Annotated in this window: 18 protein-coding genes and 1 pseudogene; 15 read left to right on the top strand and 4 right to left on the bottom strand. The window is 44.2% G+C overall.

The features are described 5' to 3' along the window. The 3 genes and pseudogenes from Q0241_RS07335 to Q0241_RS07325 form a co-directional block, all read left to right on the top strand. A pseudogene (locus Q0241_RS07335) lies at window positions 1-829 on the top strand (oligoendopeptidase F); the annotation flags it as partial. A gap of 161 nt (window positions 830-990) precedes the next feature. Next, window positions 991-2,010 (top strand): lipoyl synthase, encoded by a 1,020-nt coding sequence (gene lipA / locus Q0241_RS07330; RefSeq protein ID WP_366941156.1) that lies wholly within the window; start codon window positions 991-993, stop codon window positions 2,008-2,010. A 15-nt stretch (window positions 2,011-2,025) separates the two neighbouring features. After that, window positions 2,026-2,487 carry a type II toxin-antitoxin system RatA family toxin gene (locus Q0241_RS07325; protein ID WP_299375383.1) on the top strand — a complete coding sequence of 154 codons (462 nt, stop codon included), beginning with the start codon at window positions 2,026-2,028 and terminating at the stop codon, window positions 2,485-2,487. Between the two features lie 67 nt (window positions 2,488-2,554). On the opposite strand, the gene Q0241_RS07320 is transcribed toward Q0241_RS07325, so the two are convergent. From Q0241_RS07320 to Q0241_RS07305, 4 genes are read right to left on the bottom strand one after another with little or no spacing between them, the layout of a single operon-like run. Further along, entirely contained in the window at window positions 2,555-3,319 is a 765-nt protein-coding gene (locus Q0241_RS07320) for a type II CAAX endopeptidase family protein (RefSeq protein WP_299375380.1), read from the bottom strand. Beyond that, a complete protein-coding gene (locus tag Q0241_RS07315) occupies window positions 3,316-3,807 on the bottom strand; it encodes a CinA family protein (RefSeq protein WP_299375377.1) in 492 nt (163 codons plus the stop codon). Before Q0241_RS07315 ends, Q0241_RS07320 begins: the two co-directional genes overlap by 4 nt. Before the next feature lie 9 nt (window positions 3,808-3,816). Beyond that, window positions 3,817-4,320 (bottom strand): phosphatidylglycerophosphatase A, encoded by a 504-nt coding sequence (locus Q0241_RS07310; protein WP_299375374.1) that lies wholly within the window; start codon window positions 4,318-4,320, stop codon window positions 3,817-3,819. Between the two features lie 37 nt (window positions 4,321-4,357). After that, window positions 4,358-5,551: a bifunctional 2-C-methyl-D-erythritol 4-phosphate cytidylyltransferase/2-C-methyl-D-erythritol 2,4-cyclodiphosphate synthase gene (locus Q0241_RS07305; protein ID WP_299375371.1), complete on the bottom strand. Its 1,194-nt coding sequence runs from the start codon at window positions 5,549-5,551 to the stop codon at window positions 4,358-4,360. Between the two features lie 107 nt (window positions 5,552-5,658). Between Q0241_RS07305 and ccsA the strand changes: the two genes are divergently transcribed. The 12 genes from ccsA to Q0241_RS07245 form a co-directional block, all read left to right on the top strand. Beyond that, window positions 5,659-6,459, top strand: a complete 801-nt coding sequence (ccsA, locus tag Q0241_RS07300; protein ID WP_299375368.1) for a cytochrome c biogenesis protein CcsA — start codon at window positions 5,659-5,661, stop codon at window positions 6,457-6,459. 118 nt (window positions 6,460-6,577) lie between these two features. Further along, window positions 6,578-7,561: a tRNA dihydrouridine synthase DusB gene (gene dusB, locus Q0241_RS07295; protein ID WP_299375365.1), complete on the top strand. Its 984-nt coding sequence runs from the start codon at window positions 6,578-6,580 to the stop codon at window positions 7,559-7,561. Further along, a complete protein-coding gene (locus Q0241_RS07290) occupies window positions 7,558-8,757 on the top strand; it encodes an ATP-binding protein (RefSeq protein WP_299375362.1) in 1,200 nt (399 codons plus the stop codon). Before dusB ends, Q0241_RS07290 begins: the two co-directional genes overlap by 4 nt. Next, a complete protein-coding gene (gene ntrC / locus Q0241_RS07285) occupies window positions 8,754-10,217 on the top strand; it encodes a nitrogen regulation protein NR(I) (RefSeq protein WP_299375359.1) in 1,464 nt (487 codons plus the stop codon). Before Q0241_RS07290 ends, ntrC begins: the two co-directional genes overlap by 4 nt. Further along, window positions 10,217-12,484: a PAS domain-containing sensor histidine kinase gene (locus Q0241_RS07280; RefSeq protein WP_299375357.1), complete on the top strand. Its 2,268-nt coding sequence runs from the start codon at window positions 10,217-10,219 to the stop codon at window positions 12,482-12,484. Before ntrC ends, Q0241_RS07280 begins: the two co-directional genes overlap by 1 nt. 31 nt (window positions 12,485-12,515) lie before the next feature. Beyond that, window positions 12,516-13,907 (top strand): sigma-54 dependent transcriptional regulator, encoded by a 1,392-nt coding sequence (locus tag Q0241_RS07275; RefSeq protein WP_299375354.1) that lies wholly within the window; start codon window positions 12,516-12,518, stop codon window positions 13,905-13,907. Between the two features lie 26 nt (window positions 13,908-13,933). Further along, window positions 13,934-15,310: a Trk system potassium transporter TrkA gene (trkA, locus tag Q0241_RS07270; protein ID WP_299375351.1), complete on the top strand. Its 1,377-nt coding sequence runs from the start codon at window positions 13,934-13,936 to the stop codon at window positions 15,308-15,310. Window positions 15,311-15,377: 67 nt separating this feature from the next. Next, the gene (locus tag Q0241_RS07265; protein WP_299375349.1) at window positions 15,378-16,025 is read left to right on the top strand and encodes an HAD hydrolase-like protein; all 648 of its coding nucleotides are present in this window, start codon (window positions 15,378-15,380) and stop codon (window positions 16,023-16,025) included. Between the two features lie 160 nt (window positions 16,026-16,185). Continuing rightward, a complete protein-coding gene (hfq, locus tag Q0241_RS07260; RefSeq protein WP_299375345.1) occupies window positions 16,186-16,446 on the top strand; it encodes an RNA chaperone Hfq in 261 nt (86 codons plus the stop codon). Window positions 16,447-16,470: 24 nt separating this feature from the next. Next, window positions 16,471-17,808 carry a GTPase HflX gene (gene hflX / locus Q0241_RS07255; protein WP_299375342.1) on the top strand — a complete coding sequence of 446 codons (1,338 nt, stop codon included), beginning with the start codon at window positions 16,471-16,473 and terminating at the stop codon, window positions 17,806-17,808. 161 nt (window positions 17,809-17,969) lie between these two features. Further along, window positions 17,970-18,257, top strand: coding sequence for a co-chaperone GroES (gene groES, locus Q0241_RS07250; protein WP_046509756.1), 288 nt, complete (start codon window positions 17,970-17,972; stop codon window positions 18,255-18,257). Window positions 18,258-18,324: 67 nt separating this feature from the next. Continuing rightward, window positions 18,325-18,843: TCP-1/cpn60 chaperonin family protein (locus Q0241_RS07245; RefSeq protein WP_299375335.1), on the top strand; the 519-nt coding region annotated here is incomplete at its 3' end.

Below are 18,843 nucleotides of genomic sequence, written 5' to 3'. Positions count from 1 at the left end.
TGCTTTTTTAAAAGCCTTGCAAGAATATGAGGCGCTGGAAGAAGTTCTGGGACGCATTATGTCCTATGCTTATCTTGTGTATGCAGGCGATATGTCTGATCCAGAGATTGGCAAATTTTTCCAAAATATGCAGGAAAAAATCAGCGCAATTTCAACGGATCTTTTGTTCTTCACACTAGAATTAAACCGTATTGATGATGCCCGTTTCGAGGCGCATTACAAGTTGGATGCCCTGAGGCGCTACAAACCGTGGATTGATAATGTTCGGGCGATGAAACCCTACCAGCTGGATGATGATCTGGAAAAGCTGCTGCATGAAAAGAGTGTGTCTGGGCGGAGCGCATGGGTGCGTTTATTTGATGAGACCATGGCCGGTCTGACGTTTGAGATGGACGGCAAAAAAATGGCGTCGCAAGAAGTGCTCCACTTGTTGTCATCCAACGACGGGGCCGTCCGAAAAGCCGCGGCGAAAAGTCTGGGCAAGGTGTTTGGCGAGAATGTGCGGCGATTTGCGCTGGTCACCAACACGCTCGCCAAAGACAAAGCGATTGAGGATGAATGGCGCGGAGCCGAGAGCCCCATGTCTATGCGGCATCTATCCAATCAGGTGGAGGACGAAGTGGTTGATGCACTGTCTAAAGCGGTGCAAGAGTCGTATCCGCGCTTGTCCCACCGCTATTACGCACTGAAAGCCAAATGGATGGGGCAGGACAAACTGGATTATTGGGATCGGAATGCACCGCTACCCGAAGATGATGATCGTGTGATCAGTTGGGATGAGGCGCGCGACACCGTGCTGGATGCTTATGGTCGGGCAATTCACTTCTAGGTGTGATTTTGCCGCAGGCAATCTTAATGCTTGAGATTTTGCTGTAATTCCATATGTATTGCAGCATGTGACAGGAAGGTGTTTTCTGCCTTCCTGTTAGTAACGGCGCGTAAACCTCTTCTATTGTAGTATTTGGTTCGCGAAATGGTCGGAGTTAGTTGATGACAGAAACCATGGTTTCAGAACAAACAACATCCCAGCTAGAGGGAAAAGAACGCGCAGAGCGTATTATTTCCACAAAGGATGACCGTGCGAAGATGCGGCACCCTGAAAAGGCCAAACGTCCCGACTCTCCTATCCAGCGAAAGCCTTCTTGGATAAGAGTAAAAGCACCGGTATCCAAAGGGTATCAGGAAACACGCAAGCTAATGCGTGATAACAATCTTCATACTGTGTGCGAAGAAGCAGCATGCCCTAATATTGGCGAATGCTGGTCTAAAAAACACGCCACAATGATGATCATGGGCGGGATTTGTACCCGAGCTTGTTCATTCTGTAATATCGCGACGGGTAAACCTAATCCGTTAAGTCCGCTTGAACCTTATAGCGTTGCAGCGGCTGTTGCTAAGTTACAGTTGCGTCATGTGGTGATTACATCGGTGGATCGTGACGATCTGGATGACGGTGGTGCCGAGCACTTCTCAAAAGTGATTGCTGCGACACGCAAAGATGCACCAGATACAACAATCGAAATTCTGACACCTGATTTTAGACATAAAGATGGTGCGTTGGAAGTTGTGGTAAAGGCAAAACCAGATGTGTTTAACCACAATCTGGAAACGGTTCCGCGTCTGTATACCACAGTGCGCCCTGGTGCTCGTTATTATCACAGTCTAAAAATTCTAGATCGCGCCAAAGAACTTGACCCAACACTCTTTACGAAATCTGGACTGATGGTTGGACTGGGTGAAAGTAAAGATGAAGTGCTACAGGTTATGGATGATATGCGTTCAGCTGATGTGGATTTTCTGACAATTGGGCAGTATCTACAGCCAACGCCAAAGCATCATCCTGTTGATAGGTTTGTCGATCCGGATGAATTCAAATTTTATGAAAAGATGGCCTATAACAAAGGGTTCTTGCATGTTGCATCTACGCCTTTGACCCGGTCGTCCTATCATGCTGATGAAGATTTCCAGGAATTGAGAAAAGCCAGAGAAGAAAAGCTGTCTCGTTCTTGATTTTGGACACTAAAAATGCCCGTTCACGCTGAAAAAAAAGTACTGAAGTTCAAACCAGAGCAAGTTTTCGAAATGGTTGCCGATGTCGAGCGCTATCCAGATTTCTTGCCCTGGTGCGTGGGGTCTAGGATAAAGAGTCGGCAGGATACAAGGATATTTGCTGATCTAATCATCGGTTTTAAGATGGTCAGAGAGAAGTTTACCAGTCGCGTTGATCTGCATCGTGAACAGTTACGTATTGATGTTGCCTATGTTGATGGTCCCTTTAAGTACCTGACCAATACATGGATCTTTGAAGAGCATCCGGAAGGATGCCTTGTCGATTTTCATGTAGATTTTGAATTTAAATCAAAAATGCTGCAATTGATCATGGAGCCATTTTTCCATGAAGCTGTCAGACGTATGGTTCATGCATTTGAAACCAGAGCTGCGACTTTGTATGAACCGTATGACGGTGAAGACCGGGCGTCAGCCTAAAGCTCAATAGCTTTAAAGACTCTTTTATTTATATCAGCGTAATGAGATATGAAGAGGTCGGATAAACTTATTGTGTTCCGGGAAGATTTGCACCCTGAGAAAGCGCATAATAAAGCGCCGTTGTCATAAACATATTAAATCCCGAATGTAGAATGATTGCTGGCCAAAGAGATTGGCTTTTGTAAACGATCCCGGCAAAAGCTATCCCGGCGACCATTAGTGCTGGGATTAAAGCTGGGATGCCGTGAGTTGAGGCAAAGAGCAGTGAACTGATCAAAATTGCGATATACTTACCAAATTTTTGGTCAAGCCACCCAAGAATGACGCCTCTAAAAACAACCTCTTCACCAAAGGGGGCAATAATGCCTGTTGCGATCATTGTTATAATATAGGCATCCCACTTAAATCCTTGAGGAGCCAGCATTTCAAGCTGTGGATTGACGAATTCAGTGTTGATTAATTGTGTAGCCGCGACATTTACAATGCCAACTGTAGCGACGAGCGGTAAGGTTAAAAGTATCGCGCGATAACACCAATTTACTGATGTCGGTAATAATCCGAGGTTTTGCCAATTCAGACCGTATTTTTTTAGCAGGACATTTCGTACTATAATTAGAATAAGTAAATTCTGTATCAGAACTATAAGGATTAGTGGGTACGAAATGGATGAACCATTTTCTGTTGCTGAGAAAAAAGCAGATAGGAAATAGGCGATGCCTTTGATGGCAACCAAGAATAAAATAAATGCTAGGATAAGTTGGCTAAGAGGGACATCCGCAAGAGATGCAATGCGATCCCTTGGAGATGATTTTTCGTCAATATGTGTGTTCATAAAAGTCTGTTTTTTAAGAAAGAAAGGGCCGCATGAACAGTTTGTTGTCGAACAGATGTCCGATCACCTTCAAATCGATAACTTTGATAGAGGGTACGATCATTTTCTAATGCAGTTCCGATAAATACAGTACCAACAGGTTTTTGTGACGTTCCGCCGCCGGGACCTGCAACGCCTGTTACAGACACTGTTAGCTGAGCATTAGAGTGTTTCATTGCGCCTTCGGCCATTGACGATGCAACTGGTGAACTGACAGCGCCGTGCATCGATATTTGTTCTGTACGGACACCAAGCATTTCATGTTTTGCTTCATTTGAGTAGGTAACAAAACCTCTGTCCACGACATCTGAAGATCCTGCAATCTCGGTTAAGGCGCCTGCAATTAATCCTCCGGTGCATGATTCTGCGGTGGCAATTTGAAAGCCCTTAGCGCGACAGAGTTCAAGGATTTCCGTAGCAAGGGTATTAATCTCTGACGTCAGGGACATGATGGCTTCCTAAAAGCGTTGTAGAAGCTCACTAGTATAGGGGATAAATTCATAAAGAAGGTAAAATGTTATCAGGGCGTATAATCCAGCGACCATATCGTCAGACATAATACCCAGGCCGCCTTTGACATTTTGATCTAACCAGTTAGCTGGAAAAACTTTGACGATGTCAAAGAAGCGAAAAATCAAAAAGCTAATTAGGAAAAGAGCTGGGTTTAAAGGAACAAAGGCTAGCGCAAGCCATTGGCCTGCAACTTCGTCAATAACAACGGCGCCGGGGTCTTCTTTGCCAAGTGCTGTTGAATATTGGCCGCTTGCCCAAATCCCAACGCCATAAGCGATGAGGGAGGCGATGATCAAGCCGATAGGGCCTATACAATCAGATATCACCCAGGCAAAAGGAAGTGCTGCTAGCGAACCCCACGTGCCGGGGGCGAATTTTATAAGGCCAGCGCCGAACCAAGTTGAAATCAAGGCGGCAGGGTGAAAAAATGAGAGTTGTTTTTGAGACATATGCGCGTCTTTACAATGTTAATTTGTTTGGTCTGGTTTAATCGGTTGAAGGGAGTTGAATTGTTGCAACTGCCTGAGCGGCAATACCTTCTTCCCGACCTGTAAAGCCTAACTTTTCTGATGTGGTGGCTTTAATACTGACACGGCTGGGGGCGATGTCCAGTATTTCGGCCATCTTTGCAACCATAAGGTCTCTGTTCGGACCTATTTTAGGTCTTTCACAAACAATCGTTACATCGACATGTATGATTTTGCCGTCTCGGGCTAGAACCCGGTCACGCGCAAAAATAAGAAACTGGTCCGACAATGCACCTTTCCATTGTGGATCGCTAGGTGGAAAATGGGTCCCAATGTCGCCTTCACACAACGCACCAAGTATCGCATCGGTCAGTGCATGCAAACCAACATCAGCGTCGGAATGGCCTTTGAGTTTTTTTGAATGCGGGATTTCAACACCGCAAAGTGTGACGTGGTCGCCTTCTTCAAAGCAGTGTACGTCGTATCCAAAGCCAGTTCTGCTTTCCATATTTAGCTCTTTAGTTTGCTTGTTGTTGTTGTTGTTGTTGTGGACCATGGTTGCCTGAATCAAATCTTCCGGTGTCGTGATTTTAAAATTATCTTTGCCAGATTTTACAATTGATATCTGATGGCCGAATGCTTCTGCAACAGCGGCATCATCTGTGTAATTTTCCAGATTGTTGGTGGCTATATGCGCATCACGTATTAAGTCAAAGGGAAATGCCTGGGGGGTTTGTGCATGCCAAAGTTCGTCTCTGGAAATATTTTTTGTGATTTTATTATTAATAACCTGCTTAAGGCTATCCACAACCGGAGAGGCGGCAATGGCTGCTTTTCCAGAGATGCCTGCGTGAACGAGGTTAGTGATAACATCATGGTTGGTAAAGGGACGAGCAGCATCATGGACAAGGACAACGTTGGGATTTGTTTTTGCTAGGGCTTGTAAGCCGTTTAATACTGATTCCTGACGTGTCGCACCCCCAAAAGCAATACGGGCCTTGTTAATAAACTCAGGGCACTCGTGCTTAAAAAGCTCTTCATCATCAGGGTGAATGACAACAAGAACCCCATCAATGTCTGGGTGTTTAAAAAAATTATCGAGTGTCAGGGCAAGAATACTGGTATCACCTAACTTGAGATACTGCTTTGGAAGGTCAGTTCCTACACGGCGGCCCCTGCCTGCGGCGACAATGATTGCCCAGGTTTCGGACATAGGCGTATTCTCCTGATTTCGATTCTTGCCAATTTAGGCTAATTTACAGTAGTAACAAAATGATATGTAACAAAGGCTAATCAGATGTCTAGTAAGAAGGTACGATTATGACCGTTTTTTGGGGAATGCTTGCACTTATTTTGATGTTGCCAGCGATATTGATACCCTGGATATCAAAGACGGACAGTTCTGCTTTTCTCATGAGAGCCGCATTGTTTATTGCTCTGGTTGGATCTAGCTTCACCACCATGATTCATCTTATGGGGCATTGGGATGGCGGTGTGAGTATATCCCTTTGGATTACGATATCATTTAGCCTGTTGTTGTTTTTGTGTTTCTCTCTACTGGTAAAAGAGTTTGAAAAACTCGCTCTCTTACTTGCGCCCTATCTGTTTGTGCTTGGTGTATTCGCAGTTGTTTGGGAGGGGCAATCAGCAACTGCAAATCCTATCGAAAGTATGGACAACTGGCTGGTGCTGCACATTTTGGCATCTATCTTGACATACGCTCTTTGTACATTGGCCGCTATTTCTGCTGTATCAGTACAGTTACGAGAACGTGCCTTGAAGTTAAAGAAGGTCGAAAGCCCGTTTTTAATCAAGTTACCTTCGGTGTATGATGCTGATCGATTTCAGGTAAGTTTATTGACGATGGCCGAGGTGGTTCTCGGTTTGGGGATATTGACAGGATTTGCCCGTCAGTATTCAGCATCGGGTCATTTCTTGGGTTTTGATCATAAATCACTGCTTGCACTGATCGCCTTTGTGGTTATTGCCATTCTTTTAATATTGCACAAATTTATTGGTATACGAGGGCAGAGTGCCGTTCGTTTTGTTCTGGCGGTTTATCTATTGTTGACCCTTGCTTATCCCGGTGTGAAGTTTGTAACAGACGTTCTGCTGGCTTGATAAATCAAAATTTTCACTCGTTTTTTACACATTCCTCTTCGCAAGAGCGGGCAAAGGCTGTATAACCAGCTTTTCTTGTTTGCCTAAATCTTAGGCGATTGTGAATGGTGCACAACGAATGAGCATTTCAATTGGTCCGATATTGATCGAGGACCCGGTTTTACTCGCTCCAATGTCTGGCGTAACAGACATGCCTTATCGACGTTTGGTCAAACGCTATGGTGCAGGGCTCGTGATTTCAGAAATGATAGCCAGCAAGGCGATGCTTCAAGAGAGTCGAGAGTCACTCAAATTAAGTACGAATTGTGCCGAGGAATTTCCTATGGCTGTGCAATTGGCGGGGTGTGACCCAAGCATAATGGCTGAAGCTGCAAAGATGAACGTCGATCGTGGGGCAGCTATTATCGATATTAACTTTGGTTGCCCGGTTAAAAAGATCGTTTCCAAATATGCGGGATCAGCTCTTATGAAAGATGAGGTGCTGGCCGAAGATATAATGGACGCCACAGTAAAGGCTGTTGATGTCCCCGTTACTGTTAAGATGCGGTTGGGGTGGGATGACACCAACCGGAACGCACCTGAACTGGCAAAGCGTGCAGAGAACGTCGGTATTCAAATGATTACCGTTCATGGCCGCACAAGAAACCAGATGTATAAAGGGGAAGCGGATTGGGAAGCTGTGCGTGCTGTCAAAGATGCAGTTAAAGTCCCCGTTGTAATTAACGGTGATATTCTAACCCCAGAAGATGCTAAACAGGCAATGAAGGTTTCGGGTGCTGATGGTGTGATGATTGGTCGGGGATGCTATGGCAAGCCATGGCTTTTGCGAGAAGTCAGTCAGTATCTGCGCGATGGAACGCATGTTGATGAGCCGGACTTAAAAGAAATATACGAGCTTATTTGTGAGCATTATGATGCGATGTTATCCCATTATGGTGAACGCAAGGGTGTTGCTATCGCGCGAAAACATTTGGCTTGGTATTGTAAGGGGCTTCCTGACTCAGCTTCTTTTCGGGCTGAAATAAATAAAGTTAATGAACCAGACGTCGTAATCAAAATGTTGGGAGAATATTTCCAACCGCACATTGATAAAGCAGCATGACCAAAAGCTCTGTAAGCGGTGATTCGAGGCAAAAGGTGGCGTTAGCGTCAGATAGATATGGTCCTTTGTCTCTTGACGAAAATTCAGAATCTCTAAGCGTATTGAATTCTTTAACGGATCCAGTGTTTGTTGTTGGGCCGGATAAGGCGATTGTATTTGTTAATCAGTCTGCTGAACAGTTCTTGCAATCGAGCAAAGTGGTTTTAGTTGGTAGCCTTTTAAGTACTCACTTTTCGGAAGATTCTCAGATCGTTCATTTGGTTGAACAGACTCAAAGAGAAGAGAGTTCTGTTGCTGAATATGGCGTGCGACTTGAAACACCAAGAATTGGAACGCATTTAGTTGCCGTTGTTATCTCACCGATGCATGACCGGCCGGGGTTTAGTGTTGTCACACTTCAACAGCAGTCTATCGCGCGAAAAATTGACCATCAACTTGTACATCGTAATGCAGCAAGGTCAATTACGGCTATGGGGGCTATGCTTGCCCACGAAGTAAAAAACCCGCTATCTGGTATTAGGGGCGCAGCCCAGTTATTAGAGCTAAGCGCAGGTGAGGATGATCGGCAACTCACCAAGCTGATATGTGATGAGGCAGACCGCATCGTTACCTTGGTTGACCGTATTGAGATGTTCTCAGATACCCGCCCAATGCAACGGGAGGCCGTTAACATTCACGAGGTTTTAGCCCATGTAAGGCTTCTTGCTGAAACCGGGTTTGGGCAGAACGTCAAGTTTACCGAGAAATATGACCCTTCGCTTCCAGAGGTATATGGGAACAGGGATCTTCTGATACAGGCTTTTCTCAATCTAATTAAAAATGCTGTCGAAGCACTTGGTAAAGAGGGTGGCGATGTCACTTTAACAACAAGTTATCAGCAAGGTGTAAGGATGAGATTACAGGGGGGGAATGAGCGTATGGATCTTCCTTTGTTGGTGACGGTTGAAGATAACGGGCCGGGTATTTCGGCTGATCTTCATGAGCATCTTTTTGACCCTTTCGTTTCAACAAAATCTGGAGGTAAAGGGCTTGGTTTGGCGCTGGTTTCCAAGGTTGTTGAAGAGCACGGCGGGGTTATTGAACTGCAAAGTGCACCTAAATCCACTAAATTCTCAGTTAGCCTGCCGCTTGTGCCTAAAGATTTAAGAAATAAAAAAATAAAACACACTGATAGTGACTTAAGGGACCCGTCATGAGTGATGCGACTATCTTGATTGCTGACGATGATCAGGCGATAAGAACTGTTCTGACGCACGCATTAGGGCGAGAGGGGTATCGTGTACAAGCAGCAAGTAGTGCGGCGTCATTATGGCAATGGGTAGCCAAAGGTGAGGGCGACCTGGTAATCACTGATGTTGTGATGCCGGATGAAAATGGTCTGGACCTTATCCCGCGAATAAAAAAGATCAGACCTGAGTTACGCATTATTGTGATGTCTGCGCAAAACACACTATTAACAGCCGTAAAAGCAACAGAGCGTGGCGCGTTTGAGTACTTGCCAAAACCTTTTGATCTCAAGGAGTTATCTTTAACTGTTAAGCGGGCACTTTCTGAGCCTGCCGAAATCGTTGAAGAAGTTGATAGCAACCCGGAAGAACAGCTACCTTTGATCGGGCGCTCTGTTGCCATGCAAGAAATCTATCGAGTTATGGCCCGGTTGATGGCGACGGATCTGACCGTGATGGTGACAGGAGAATCTGGCACCGGTAAGGAGTTGATTTCGCGTGCTCTTCATGATTATGGGAAAAGAAAAGAGGGGCCTTTTGTGGCTGTAAATATGGCAGCCATTCCTAAAGAGTTGATTGAAAGTGAGCTTTTTGGGCATGAAAAAGGGGCTTTTACAGGTGCAACAGCGCGATATTCTGGGCGTTTTGAGCAGGCCGCTGGTGGGACTTTGTTTCTGGATGAAATCGGTGATATGCCGCTGGAAGCTCAAACAAGGCTTTTGCGTGTTTTACAGGAAAATGAATTTACGACAGTTGGCGGACGTGTACCCATAAAGGCAGATGTCCGCATTATCACTGCTACGCATAGAGACCTTGCCCAAATGGTCGAGCAGGGGAACTTCAGGGAAGATCTGTACTATCGACTGAGTGTGGTGCCGTTGAGGTTGCCGCCACTAAGGGAGCGCGCTGAGGACATACCCGAGTTGGTATCGCATTTTTTACGGTTATGCGAGCAGGAAGGTTTGCCTGGTAAGGTGATTGATCAAGGCGCTATGGCGTCTTTAAGAAACAATTATTGGTCCGGTAATATTCGTGAACTGGAAAATGTCGTTCGACGCTTAACTGTTCTCTACAGTCAGGATGTTATTTCACACGATATCGTTGAGCATGAGCTTAGTCTTATTTCCAAAGGGGCGAATGCTGAAGAAAATCAGGCAAGTCCAGCCGCTGCTCCTGCATTAAATGAATCTCTTGGTGAAGCTGTAGAACGGCACCTCAGTGAATATTTTGCGGCCCATTTTCCTGACCTGCCGGCAACAGGATTGTACGATAGAATTTTAAAGGAAATTGAAAAGCCCTTGATTGAGCTTACATTGGCTTCGACAAATGGCAATCAAATACAAGCCTCTAAGCTTCTGGGATTAAACAGAAATACCTTGCGAAAAAAAATTAAAGAGTTGGAAGTGTCAGTGATCAAGGGTGCTAAGTAATGATTGATCAGACACAAGATAATCAGAGTTCTGTATCTGGTAGTGATTCAGGTGTGGAAAATAACGGCTTTTGGTTAAATGCATCTCTTTGGGCAAAACGTGTTGGCCTAGAGAGGAAGCTTGCGATTATTTTGTTTATCGCCACCAGCATTAGTGGGATTACAACCTTTTCTGCTCTTTCTGGTGATCTTTCCCAGGCAAATGATCCGCAGTTTATTCTTCTTTTGCTGACGGCGGATTTTATCCTATTGATGGCTTTGCTGGCAATTGTTGTCAGGCGACTTGTCCTTTTGTGGCTTGAGAGAAAGCAGGGGCTTGCTGGTGCAAAACTGCATTCTCGTTTGGTTGGTTTATTTAGTCTGGTCGCTGTAACGCCCACCATCATTGTTGCCGTGGTTTCTGTTGGTTTTTTTGAATTTGGGTTAAAGGGGTGGTTCAACGAGAAAGTGAGTACTGCGGTAAAGGAATCATACGCAGTTGCTGAATCTTATCTCAACGAGCATCAGCAGGGTATTGTTGCTGATGCCTTGTCCATTTCATTCGACCTTGGCCAGTCTTTGAATCTGTTGATACAGAATGAAGATCAATTTGATGCTTTTTTGACCGATCGCGCTAATCGCCTTAATTTAACCGAAGCGGTTGTTTTTGATCAATCGGGTCAGGTTCAGGGGAAAGCTGCGTTTAGTTTTTTACTTAACTTTGCGCCAGAAATACCTGATTTTGCGATAAATAATGCTATTAATGGTGAGGTTGTTATTCTCAATGCTGAAAATAATGATCGCGTTCGTGCGCTTGTTTATCTTGGGGGGTTTGATGGCTCCTTCCTCATTGTTGGTCGCCCGATTGATCCAAACATTTTAAAACATATTGATCGCGCAAAAAGTGCTGTTGCTCTTTATACTGATCTTGAAGGACAACGCTCTGGCTTTGTTCTTACCTTTGCTATGATTTTTGCGATTGTTGCGTTGATGATCCTTTTGGCCTCTGTGTGGGTTGGTCTAACCTTTTCCAATAATCTGACGGGACCGATTGGAAACTTGATTGCTGCGGCTGAAAAGGTACGCGAAGGTGATCTCGAGACACGGGTTATTTCGAATAAATCTGATGATGAAATCGGACGTTTATCTCGTACCTTTAATTTGATGACGGGGGAATTGCAGCGCCAACAACAGGAATTGATGAGTACCAATGCTCAATTGGATGAACGTACAAGGTTTATTGAGGCTGTCCTGGGCGGGGTTACTGCTGGTGTGATTGGTTTGAATGCAAAAGCGGAAATCACTCTACCTAATAGATCTGCGTCAGCATTTTTTGTCGATCAATTTGCCGAACTTCGTGGGCAGCACATTTCCGTGGTGATGCCGGAAGTTGCTGAATTTGTAGAGGAAGCCAAATCCAGACCTCTGCGTCCGGTAGAAAAACACATCCCCTATACCCAAGAAAATGGTGTGCAACGTACCTTGTTGTTGCGTACCGTTGCAGAGCTTGGAGATGATTTTGAAATTATCGGTTTCGTAATTACTTTTGATGATATTACTGAACTGGTTTCTGCTCAACGCAAAGCGGCCTGGTCTGATGTTGCCAGACGTATTGCCCATGAAATAAAAAATCCACTTACACCAATTCAACTTTCTGCTGAACGGTTGAAACGTAAGTATTTAAAAGAGATAGAGAGCGATAAAAAGACCTTTGAACTTTGTATCGATACCATTATTCGACACGTGACTGATATCGGCACAATGGTAAACGAGTTTTCTTCATTTGCGAGGATGCCAGTCCCCAAAATGAAAGAAACCGATTTGACTAAGCTTATTAAAGAATCTGTTTTTCTACAGGATACCGCGCAACAAGGAATTGATTTTGAAACGATTGTTCCTGACGAAAATATTCTTCTTTCCTGTGATCCCGAGCAAATCAATCGTGTCTTAACGAATTTATTGTTGAACGCAGGGGAGTCTATCGAAGGGAAGCTGGAAGAAGGAAATAGGGGCACAGAGGCAACAATTAAAGTATTTTTGGAAAAGTCAGATACTGAAATTTCTGTCATTATTAAGGATACAGGGAAGGGATTGCCTTCTGGAGATCGTGAAAAGCTGACTGAACCATATGTAACGAATAGAGAGAAGGGGACAGGTTTAGGGTTGGCTATTGTTAAGAAAATTATGGAAGATCATAGTGGCTCTCTTGTCCTTGAAGATAATTTGGATCAAACTGGTGAAATAATTGGTGCGCAAGTGCACTTGGTTTTCCCAATTACCAGCAAATAAATACTTTAACAAATTTAAGTAGATTGATTAGATGACCCGCGAAATTCTCATTGTTGATGATGAAGCCGATATCAGGATGGCACTAAGTGGTATTCTGGAAGATGAAGGCTATGTCGTCAGAGAGGCTGCCAATAGTCAGGAAGCTCTTGCGACAATTCATGCCCGTCGCCCTAGCTTGGTTGTACTGGATATATGGCTAAATAATTCTGAGCTGGATGGTATTGGCATTCTAGAAGCAATCAAACACGATTATAGTGATTTACCTGTTGTTATGATGTCAGGTCACGGCACAATTGAGACTGCGGTAAGTGCCATAAAAATTGGTGCGTTTGATTTTGTTGAGAAACCATTTAAATCGGATCGATTGCTTCTAATAATCAATAGGGCAATAGAACTTTCTGAATTGCGGCGTGAGAATGAGCGTTTGAAGGTTAGTGCAGCTGTACAATCGTCATTAATTGGTTCTTCGGCCCCAGTAGTTCAGCTTCAGCAGGCGTTGGATAAAGTTGCGCCCACGGGCAGCCGTGTTTTAATAACCGGGCCTGCAGGTGCAGGTAAAGAGGTTGTTGCTCGTCAATTACACCAGCAATCTGCGCGGAGTAACGGATCTTTTGTGGCTTTGAATTGTGCCACAATGCATCCCGATAGGTTGGAAAGTGAATTATTCGGCACAGAAAGCAAAGATGAAGACGGGGAAACCTCTATAAGGCTTGGTACTTTTGAGCAGGCTCATGGGGGAACTCTCTTACTTGATGAAGTTGCGGACATGCCCCTTGAAACACAGGGGAAAATTGTCCGTGTTTTGCAAGAGCAGTCCTTTACCAGGGTCGGTGGAGATGTCGAAGTTGACGTTGATGTTCGAGTTATCGCCTCTACAAACAAAGACTTACAGGCTTTGATCGCTGCCGGTGAGTTTAGAGAAGATCTTTATTATCGCTTGAATGTTGTGCCATTGGTCGTGCCTGCCTTAGTCGACCGACGGGATGATATACCTGACTTGATAGAATACTTTATGGACCTGTCTGCCAAAACGAATGGTATCCCCGCGCGTCCCTTGGCTCAGGATGCACTGGCATCCCTTCAGGCTTATGAATGGCCAGGTAATGTTCGGCAGCTCAGGAACGTTATTGATTGGTTGTTAATAATGGCGCCGGGTGAGGGGGATGAAGTTATTTCAGCTGAGATGATGCCACCTGACATTGGTTCAATATCTCCGTCTGTTTCATCTGGTGCTTCAGGGCAAGAAGACCTTATGTCATTATCCTTGAGAGATGCGCGTGAGCTTTTTGAAAAAAGGTATCTTGAGGCACAAATTATGCGCTTTGGTGGAAATATCTCGAAAACTTCTACATTTATTGGTATGGAACGATCTGCTTTGCATCGTAAGTTGAGAACTCTTGGTATTTCGACAGACCGAAGCTGAATAAATTACGGATTTAGGATCCTGTTATGAAAGTAGTTATTTGTGGTGCTGGCCAGGTGGGTTTTAATATTGCCCGCTATCTTGCAAGTGAGAATGCCGATATCACTGTGATTGATCGTGATCCTGGTTTGGTAAACAAGATTACGGACTCTCTGGATGTCAAAGGTGTTGTTGGTTTTGCTTCGCACCCAAATGTCCTTGAAAAAGCTGGTGCTTCTGAAGCGGATATGATTATTGCGGTTACCCATGCTGACGAAGTCAACATGGTCGCGTGTCAGATTTGTCATTCGATGTTCGATGTGCCAACAAAGATAGCCCGTATCCGCGAACAAAATTATCTGGATCCGATGTGGTCAGATCTTTTTACACGGGATCACATGCCTATTGATGTGATTATTTCACCTGAAATTGAGGTTGCCGCAGCTATTGAAAAGCGTCTTCAAATACCGGGCGCATTTGATGTTTATCCGTTAGCTGATGGCAAAGTGAGCTTGATTGGTGTGCACTGTACAGAAAATACACCCATTATTCATACACCTCTTAGGCAATTAACAGAGCTTTTCCCTACTTTGAATGTCGTTGTTGTAGGTATTTTTCGCCAAGGGAAGGGCTTTGTTCCGACACCTGATGACGAATTGCGTCCTGATGATGATGTGTATCTTGTGCTTGATCATGGTCACCTCAGCAGGGCAATGGATGCCTTTGGTCATGCTGAATCAGAAGCAAGAAGAGTCGTTATTATTGGCGGTGGTAACATCGGGTTATATCTTGCCAAATCTGTGGAGGAAAATCACCCTCAAGTGAAGCTTAAATTGATTGAGTTGGACAAAAAACGTGCTGAGTTTGTTGCCAAGTCATTGAAGCGGACTGTTGTTATTCATGGTGATTCTCTTGATGCAGAAATTCTGAACGAAGCTAATATCTCCACGACTGAAACCATCGTCGCTGTTACAAATGATGACGAGGTGAATATCCTTACTTCTCTATTGGCAAAACGGCATGGCTGTAAACGTGCGGTGACACTGATCAACACAACGTCCTATGCACCACTTATCAGTACTCTGGGTATTGATACTGTTGTTAATCCGCGTAGCATTACGGTGTCTAACATATTACAACACGTTAGAAGAGGGCGTATCCGTTCAGTACATACAATTGCTGATGGGCTTGGTGAAGTTATTGAGGCTGAAGCTCTCGAAACATCAAGCTTAGTGGGTGTGCCAATTCGAGAAGCAAAACTGCCACCGGGTGTAATCGTTGGCGCCATTGTCAGAGATGGTGAGGTTATCATTCCACGAGGCGGCACTATTGTCAGATCACATGATCTTGTTGTGATTTTCTCTGCTGCTGAAGCCGTCAAAAAAATAGAAAAGCTGTTTGCCGTTAAGCTCGAGTTTTTCTAGGAGGATGCTTCCAATAATCTTTTTTATGCAATATTCATTTTTATGAAATTAGAGATATAGAATACTTATGACATTTTCTTCCCCCAAAGCGGTCGTTTTTGATTGGGACAATACATTAATTGATAGCTGGGTTTCGATCCATCACGCTCTTTCTGTCACTTTCGAAGAAATGGGTATGGTTCCCTGGACACTCGAAGAGGCTAAAGATAGGGTTCGCGCTTCTGCACGTGAGAGTTTCCCTTTGATTTTTGGTGATAAAGTCGATGCAGCGACCAAAATTTTTTATAATACCTACGAAGCTAGCCATCTGGATGTTTTAACACCTTTGCCTCATGCAAAGGAACTCTTGGAGTTTTTGGTGTCCAAAGGTATTTATCTTTCTATTGTGAGTAATAAAAAGGGATATATTCTGCGTAAAGAAGTGTCGAAATTAGGCTGGGATAAATTTTTTCAGAACATTATCGGCGCTAATGATGCAGAAAAAGATAAGCCAGACCCTGTAGTAATGGATCTTGCGCTAAAGGGTAGTGATATTTCCTTGAATGAACATGTATGGTTTGTTGGAGATACTGATATTGATCTTCAGTGTGCGTGTAATTGTGCTTGTTATCCAGTCTTGGTTCGTCCAGAGCCACCTAAAGCGGAAGAGTTTATTGGGTGTAAACCTGCACTTCATTTTAAATCCTGCGGAGAAATGAAGATCTTTTTATCTTAGAAAATTTGAATATTTTAAAGTCCTTTGTTGATGGGGGGTTGTATTTCCTCAGCATAATGATAAAGAATCTCACTTGTCTGATTTTTGGACACAACCCCAAAAGCTAACAATACCAACCAATAAAAACACGCAATAAAAACTAATAAGGGGATTAAACGCGATGGCCGCGGAAAAATCACAGAACGTACAGGATGTATTCCTGAATACGATTCGCAAAAACAAAGTCCCGGTAACGGTCTTTTTGGTAAATGGCGTAAAGTTACAAGGTATTATCTCCTGGTTTGATAATTTCTCTGTATTGCTTCGTCGTGATGCACATGCACAACTCGTATACAAACACGCAATTTCTACAATTATGCCTGCGTCACCAGTTCAATTATTTGATCCGGGCAAAGATGACGAAGGCGGAGCAGAATCATAACCTTAATAGGTTTTTCTGATATATATGGGCTCAAAATTTATTGATGATGGCGTGGATCGTAAAAAGCAGGTCCGCGCCATTGTACTTCATCCGGAATTAAAAAAATCTTCTCAGTCAACGCGTTCTTCCGAAGCTCGGTTGGAAGAAGCTTATGGCTTGGCCTTGGCAATTGATCTAGAGATCATCCGTCATGAAGTCATTACGGTTGCGCGACCAAAACCTTCAACTCTGTTTGGTTCTGGTATAATTGAAAAGTATCACGACTACATTCACGCTAATGAGGTTGAAGTCGTTATCGTGGATACAGCTTTGACGCCTGTGCAACAGCGCAATCTTGAAAAGGGATGGGAAGCCAAGGTCATTGATCGAACCGGACTTATTCTTGAGATTTTCGGAGAACGCGCGCGTACCAAAGAAGGAAAGCTGCAAGTTGATTTGGCCCAGCTAAGCTATCAGCGTTCAAGGTTGGTGCGGTCTTGGACACACCTTGAACGTCAGCGTGGTGGTGCAGGCTTTATGGGCGGTCCGGGCGAGCGACAGATTGAGATTGACAGACGTTTGATTGACGAGAAAATCGTCCGTTTGAAAAGTGATCTTGAAATGGTAAAGAAAACGCGCGAGCTACATCGTTCAGCGCGTCGGAAAGTACCGTTTCCGATTGTTTCGTTGGTCGGCTATACAAATGCAGGAAAATCGACACTCTTTAATCGACTGACTGAATCAAAGGTTTTTGCCGAAAATCTTTTGTTTGCCACCTTGGACCCAACCATGCGTCGGGTTAATCTGCCATCCGGGCGCGAGATTATTTTATCGGATACTGTTGGATTTATTTCTGAATTGCCAACAGACCTGATTGCATCGTTTCGTGCCACTTTGGAAGAGGTCAGAGAGGCAAATGTTCTGGTACATGTCAGAGATGTTTCGCACGAAGATACTGAAGCCCAGAAAGACGATGTAAAGGCTGTTTTGAATGATCTGGAATTAGACCCGGATATTCAAAGTAACATGATAGAGGTCTGGAATAAATCAGACTTGCTTTCTGAAGATATAAAAGCCTCTTTGGAGATCCAATCTGGTCATCAGGAAACGACCCTTCTTTGTTCTGCTATAACGGGCGAGGGGTGTTCTGAATTCCTGCATACGGTTGAGCGACTGCTCGATGCGCAAAATCTTGTATATGAGTTTGAAATTCCCTATGAGAATGGCGCCGCGTTATCGTGGTTACATGATAATGCCAAAGTTCTGGAACAAGACCATCATGAAGAAGGTGTCTGGGTTTCTCTTTCTATTCTTCAGGCTGATGCAGATAAGTTTATCAGTAAGTTCGGTATAAATCCGATCGAAGATGAACTGGAAGAATAAGAAATCATTTCAATTATTTTTTTCTCCATTGGTTGACATCCTAGTACCTGCAATCTATATGGCTTTTAGCACTCAATTGGTGGGAGTGCTAATAATCGAAAAATCTCTCACCGTTAGTGCCCGATATTTTTTGTATTAATATACTCTGATGGAGTTGATCTATGAGCTTCAAACCTCTTCACGATCGTGTTGTTATTGAGCCGCTTGACCAGGAAGAAAAAACTGCCGGTGGTATCATCATTCCCGACACTGCTAAAGAAAAACCAATGCAGGGTAAAGTTACTGCTGTTGGCAGTGGCGCTCGTTCCGATGATGGCAAAGTTGTTCCTCTCGACGTTAAAGAAGGCGACACTGTTCTTTATGGTAAGTGGTCCGGCACAGAAGTGAAGCTTGACGGCAAAACTCTGCTGATCATGCGTGAGTCCGACATTATGGGCATTCTTCAATAATATTGGCTTTAAATAAGCATCAATATTACTGGATTACTGGTCCCTAAATTAAAGGAAATTATGAATTATGGCTGCTAAAGACGTAAAATTTGGTACTGACGCTCGCGATAAAATGCTGCGTGGCGTAGATGTACTTGCAAACGCTGTAAAAGTTACTCTCGGCCCTAAAGGTCGTAACGTTGTTCTCGACAAATCATTTGGTGCGCCACGTATCACCAAAGATGGTGTTTCTGTTGCGAAAGAAATCGAACTTTCTGATAAGTTTGAAAACATGGGCGCACAGATGGTTCGCGAAGTTGCTTCCAAAACCAACGATGTTGCTGGTGATGGTACAACAACTGCGACCGTTTTGACCCAGGGTCTTGTTCGTGAAGGCGCAAAAGCTGTTGCTGCTGGCATGAACCCAATGGACGTTAAGCGCGGTATGGATTTGGCTGTTACTACAGCTGTTGAAGCTCTTAAAGCTTCTGCTAAACAGATCAAAACATCTGAAGAAGTTGCACAGGTTGGTACAATCTCTGCAAACGGCGAAGCTGAAATCGGCAACATGATTGCTGAAGCAATGGAACGTGTTGGTAAAGAAGGC

Source organism: uncultured Kiloniella sp. (assembly GCF_937128705.1).
GTDB lineage: Bacteria > Pseudomonadota > Alphaproteobacteria > Kiloniellales > Kiloniellaceae > Kiloniella.
The sequence above is the reverse complement of the archived record's forward strand: the minus strand, read 5'-3'. Positions and strand labels throughout refer to the sequence as shown.

Excerpts from the sequence above, each read along its gene's own strand:
- lipA (WP_366941156.1), top strand. The coding sequence starts at position 991 with ATGACAGAAACCATGGTTTCAGAACAAACAACATCCCAGCTAGAGGGA.
- Q0241_RS07325 (WP_299375383.1), top strand. The coding sequence starts at position 2,026 with ATGCCCGTTCACGCTGAAAAAAAAGTACTGAAGTTCAAACCAGAGCAA.
- Q0241_RS07320 (WP_299375380.1), bottom strand. The coding sequence starts at position 3,319 with ATGAACACACATATTGACGAAAAATCATCTCCAAGGGATCGCATTGCA.
- Q0241_RS07315 (WP_299375377.1), bottom strand. The coding sequence starts at position 3,807 with ATGTCCCTGACGTCAGAGATTAATACCCTTGCTACGGAAATCCTTGAA.
- Q0241_RS07310 (WP_299375374.1), bottom strand. The coding sequence starts at position 4,320 with ATGTCTCAAAAACAACTCTCATTTTTTCACCCTGCCGCCTTGATTTCA.
- Q0241_RS07305 (WP_299375371.1), bottom strand. The coding sequence starts at position 5,551 with ATGTCCGAAACCTGGGCAATCATTGTCGCCGCAGGCAGGGGCCGCCGT.
- ccsA (WP_299375368.1), top strand. The coding sequence starts at position 5,659 with ATGACCGTTTTTTGGGGAATGCTTGCACTTATTTTGATGTTGCCAGCG.
- dusB (WP_299375365.1), top strand. The coding sequence starts at position 6,578 with ATGAGCATTTCAATTGGTCCGATATTGATCGAGGACCCGGTTTTACTC.
- Q0241_RS07290 (WP_299375362.1), top strand. The coding sequence starts at position 7,558 with ATGACCAAAAGCTCTGTAAGCGGTGATTCGAGGCAAAAGGTGGCGTTA.
- ntrC (WP_299375359.1), top strand. The coding sequence starts at position 8,754 with ATGAGTGATGCGACTATCTTGATTGCTGACGATGATCAGGCGATAAGA.
- Q0241_RS07280 (WP_299375357.1), top strand. The coding sequence starts at position 10,217 with ATGATTGATCAGACACAAGATAATCAGAGTTCTGTATCTGGTAGTGAT.
- Q0241_RS07275 (WP_299375354.1), top strand. The coding sequence starts at position 12,516 with ATGACCCGCGAAATTCTCATTGTTGATGATGAAGCCGATATCAGGATG.
- trkA (WP_299375351.1), top strand. The coding sequence starts at position 13,934 with ATGAAAGTAGTTATTTGTGGTGCTGGCCAGGTGGGTTTTAATATTGCC.
- Q0241_RS07265 (WP_299375349.1), top strand. The coding sequence starts at position 15,378 with ATGACATTTTCTTCCCCCAAAGCGGTCGTTTTTGATTGGGACAATACA.
- hfq (WP_299375345.1), top strand. The coding sequence starts at position 16,186 with ATGGCCGCGGAAAAATCACAGAACGTACAGGATGTATTCCTGAATACG.
- hflX (WP_299375342.1), top strand. The coding sequence starts at position 16,471 with ATGGGCTCAAAATTTATTGATGATGGCGTGGATCGTAAAAAGCAGGTC.
- groES (WP_046509756.1), top strand. The coding sequence starts at position 17,970 with ATGAGCTTCAAACCTCTTCACGATCGTGTTGTTATTGAGCCGCTTGAC.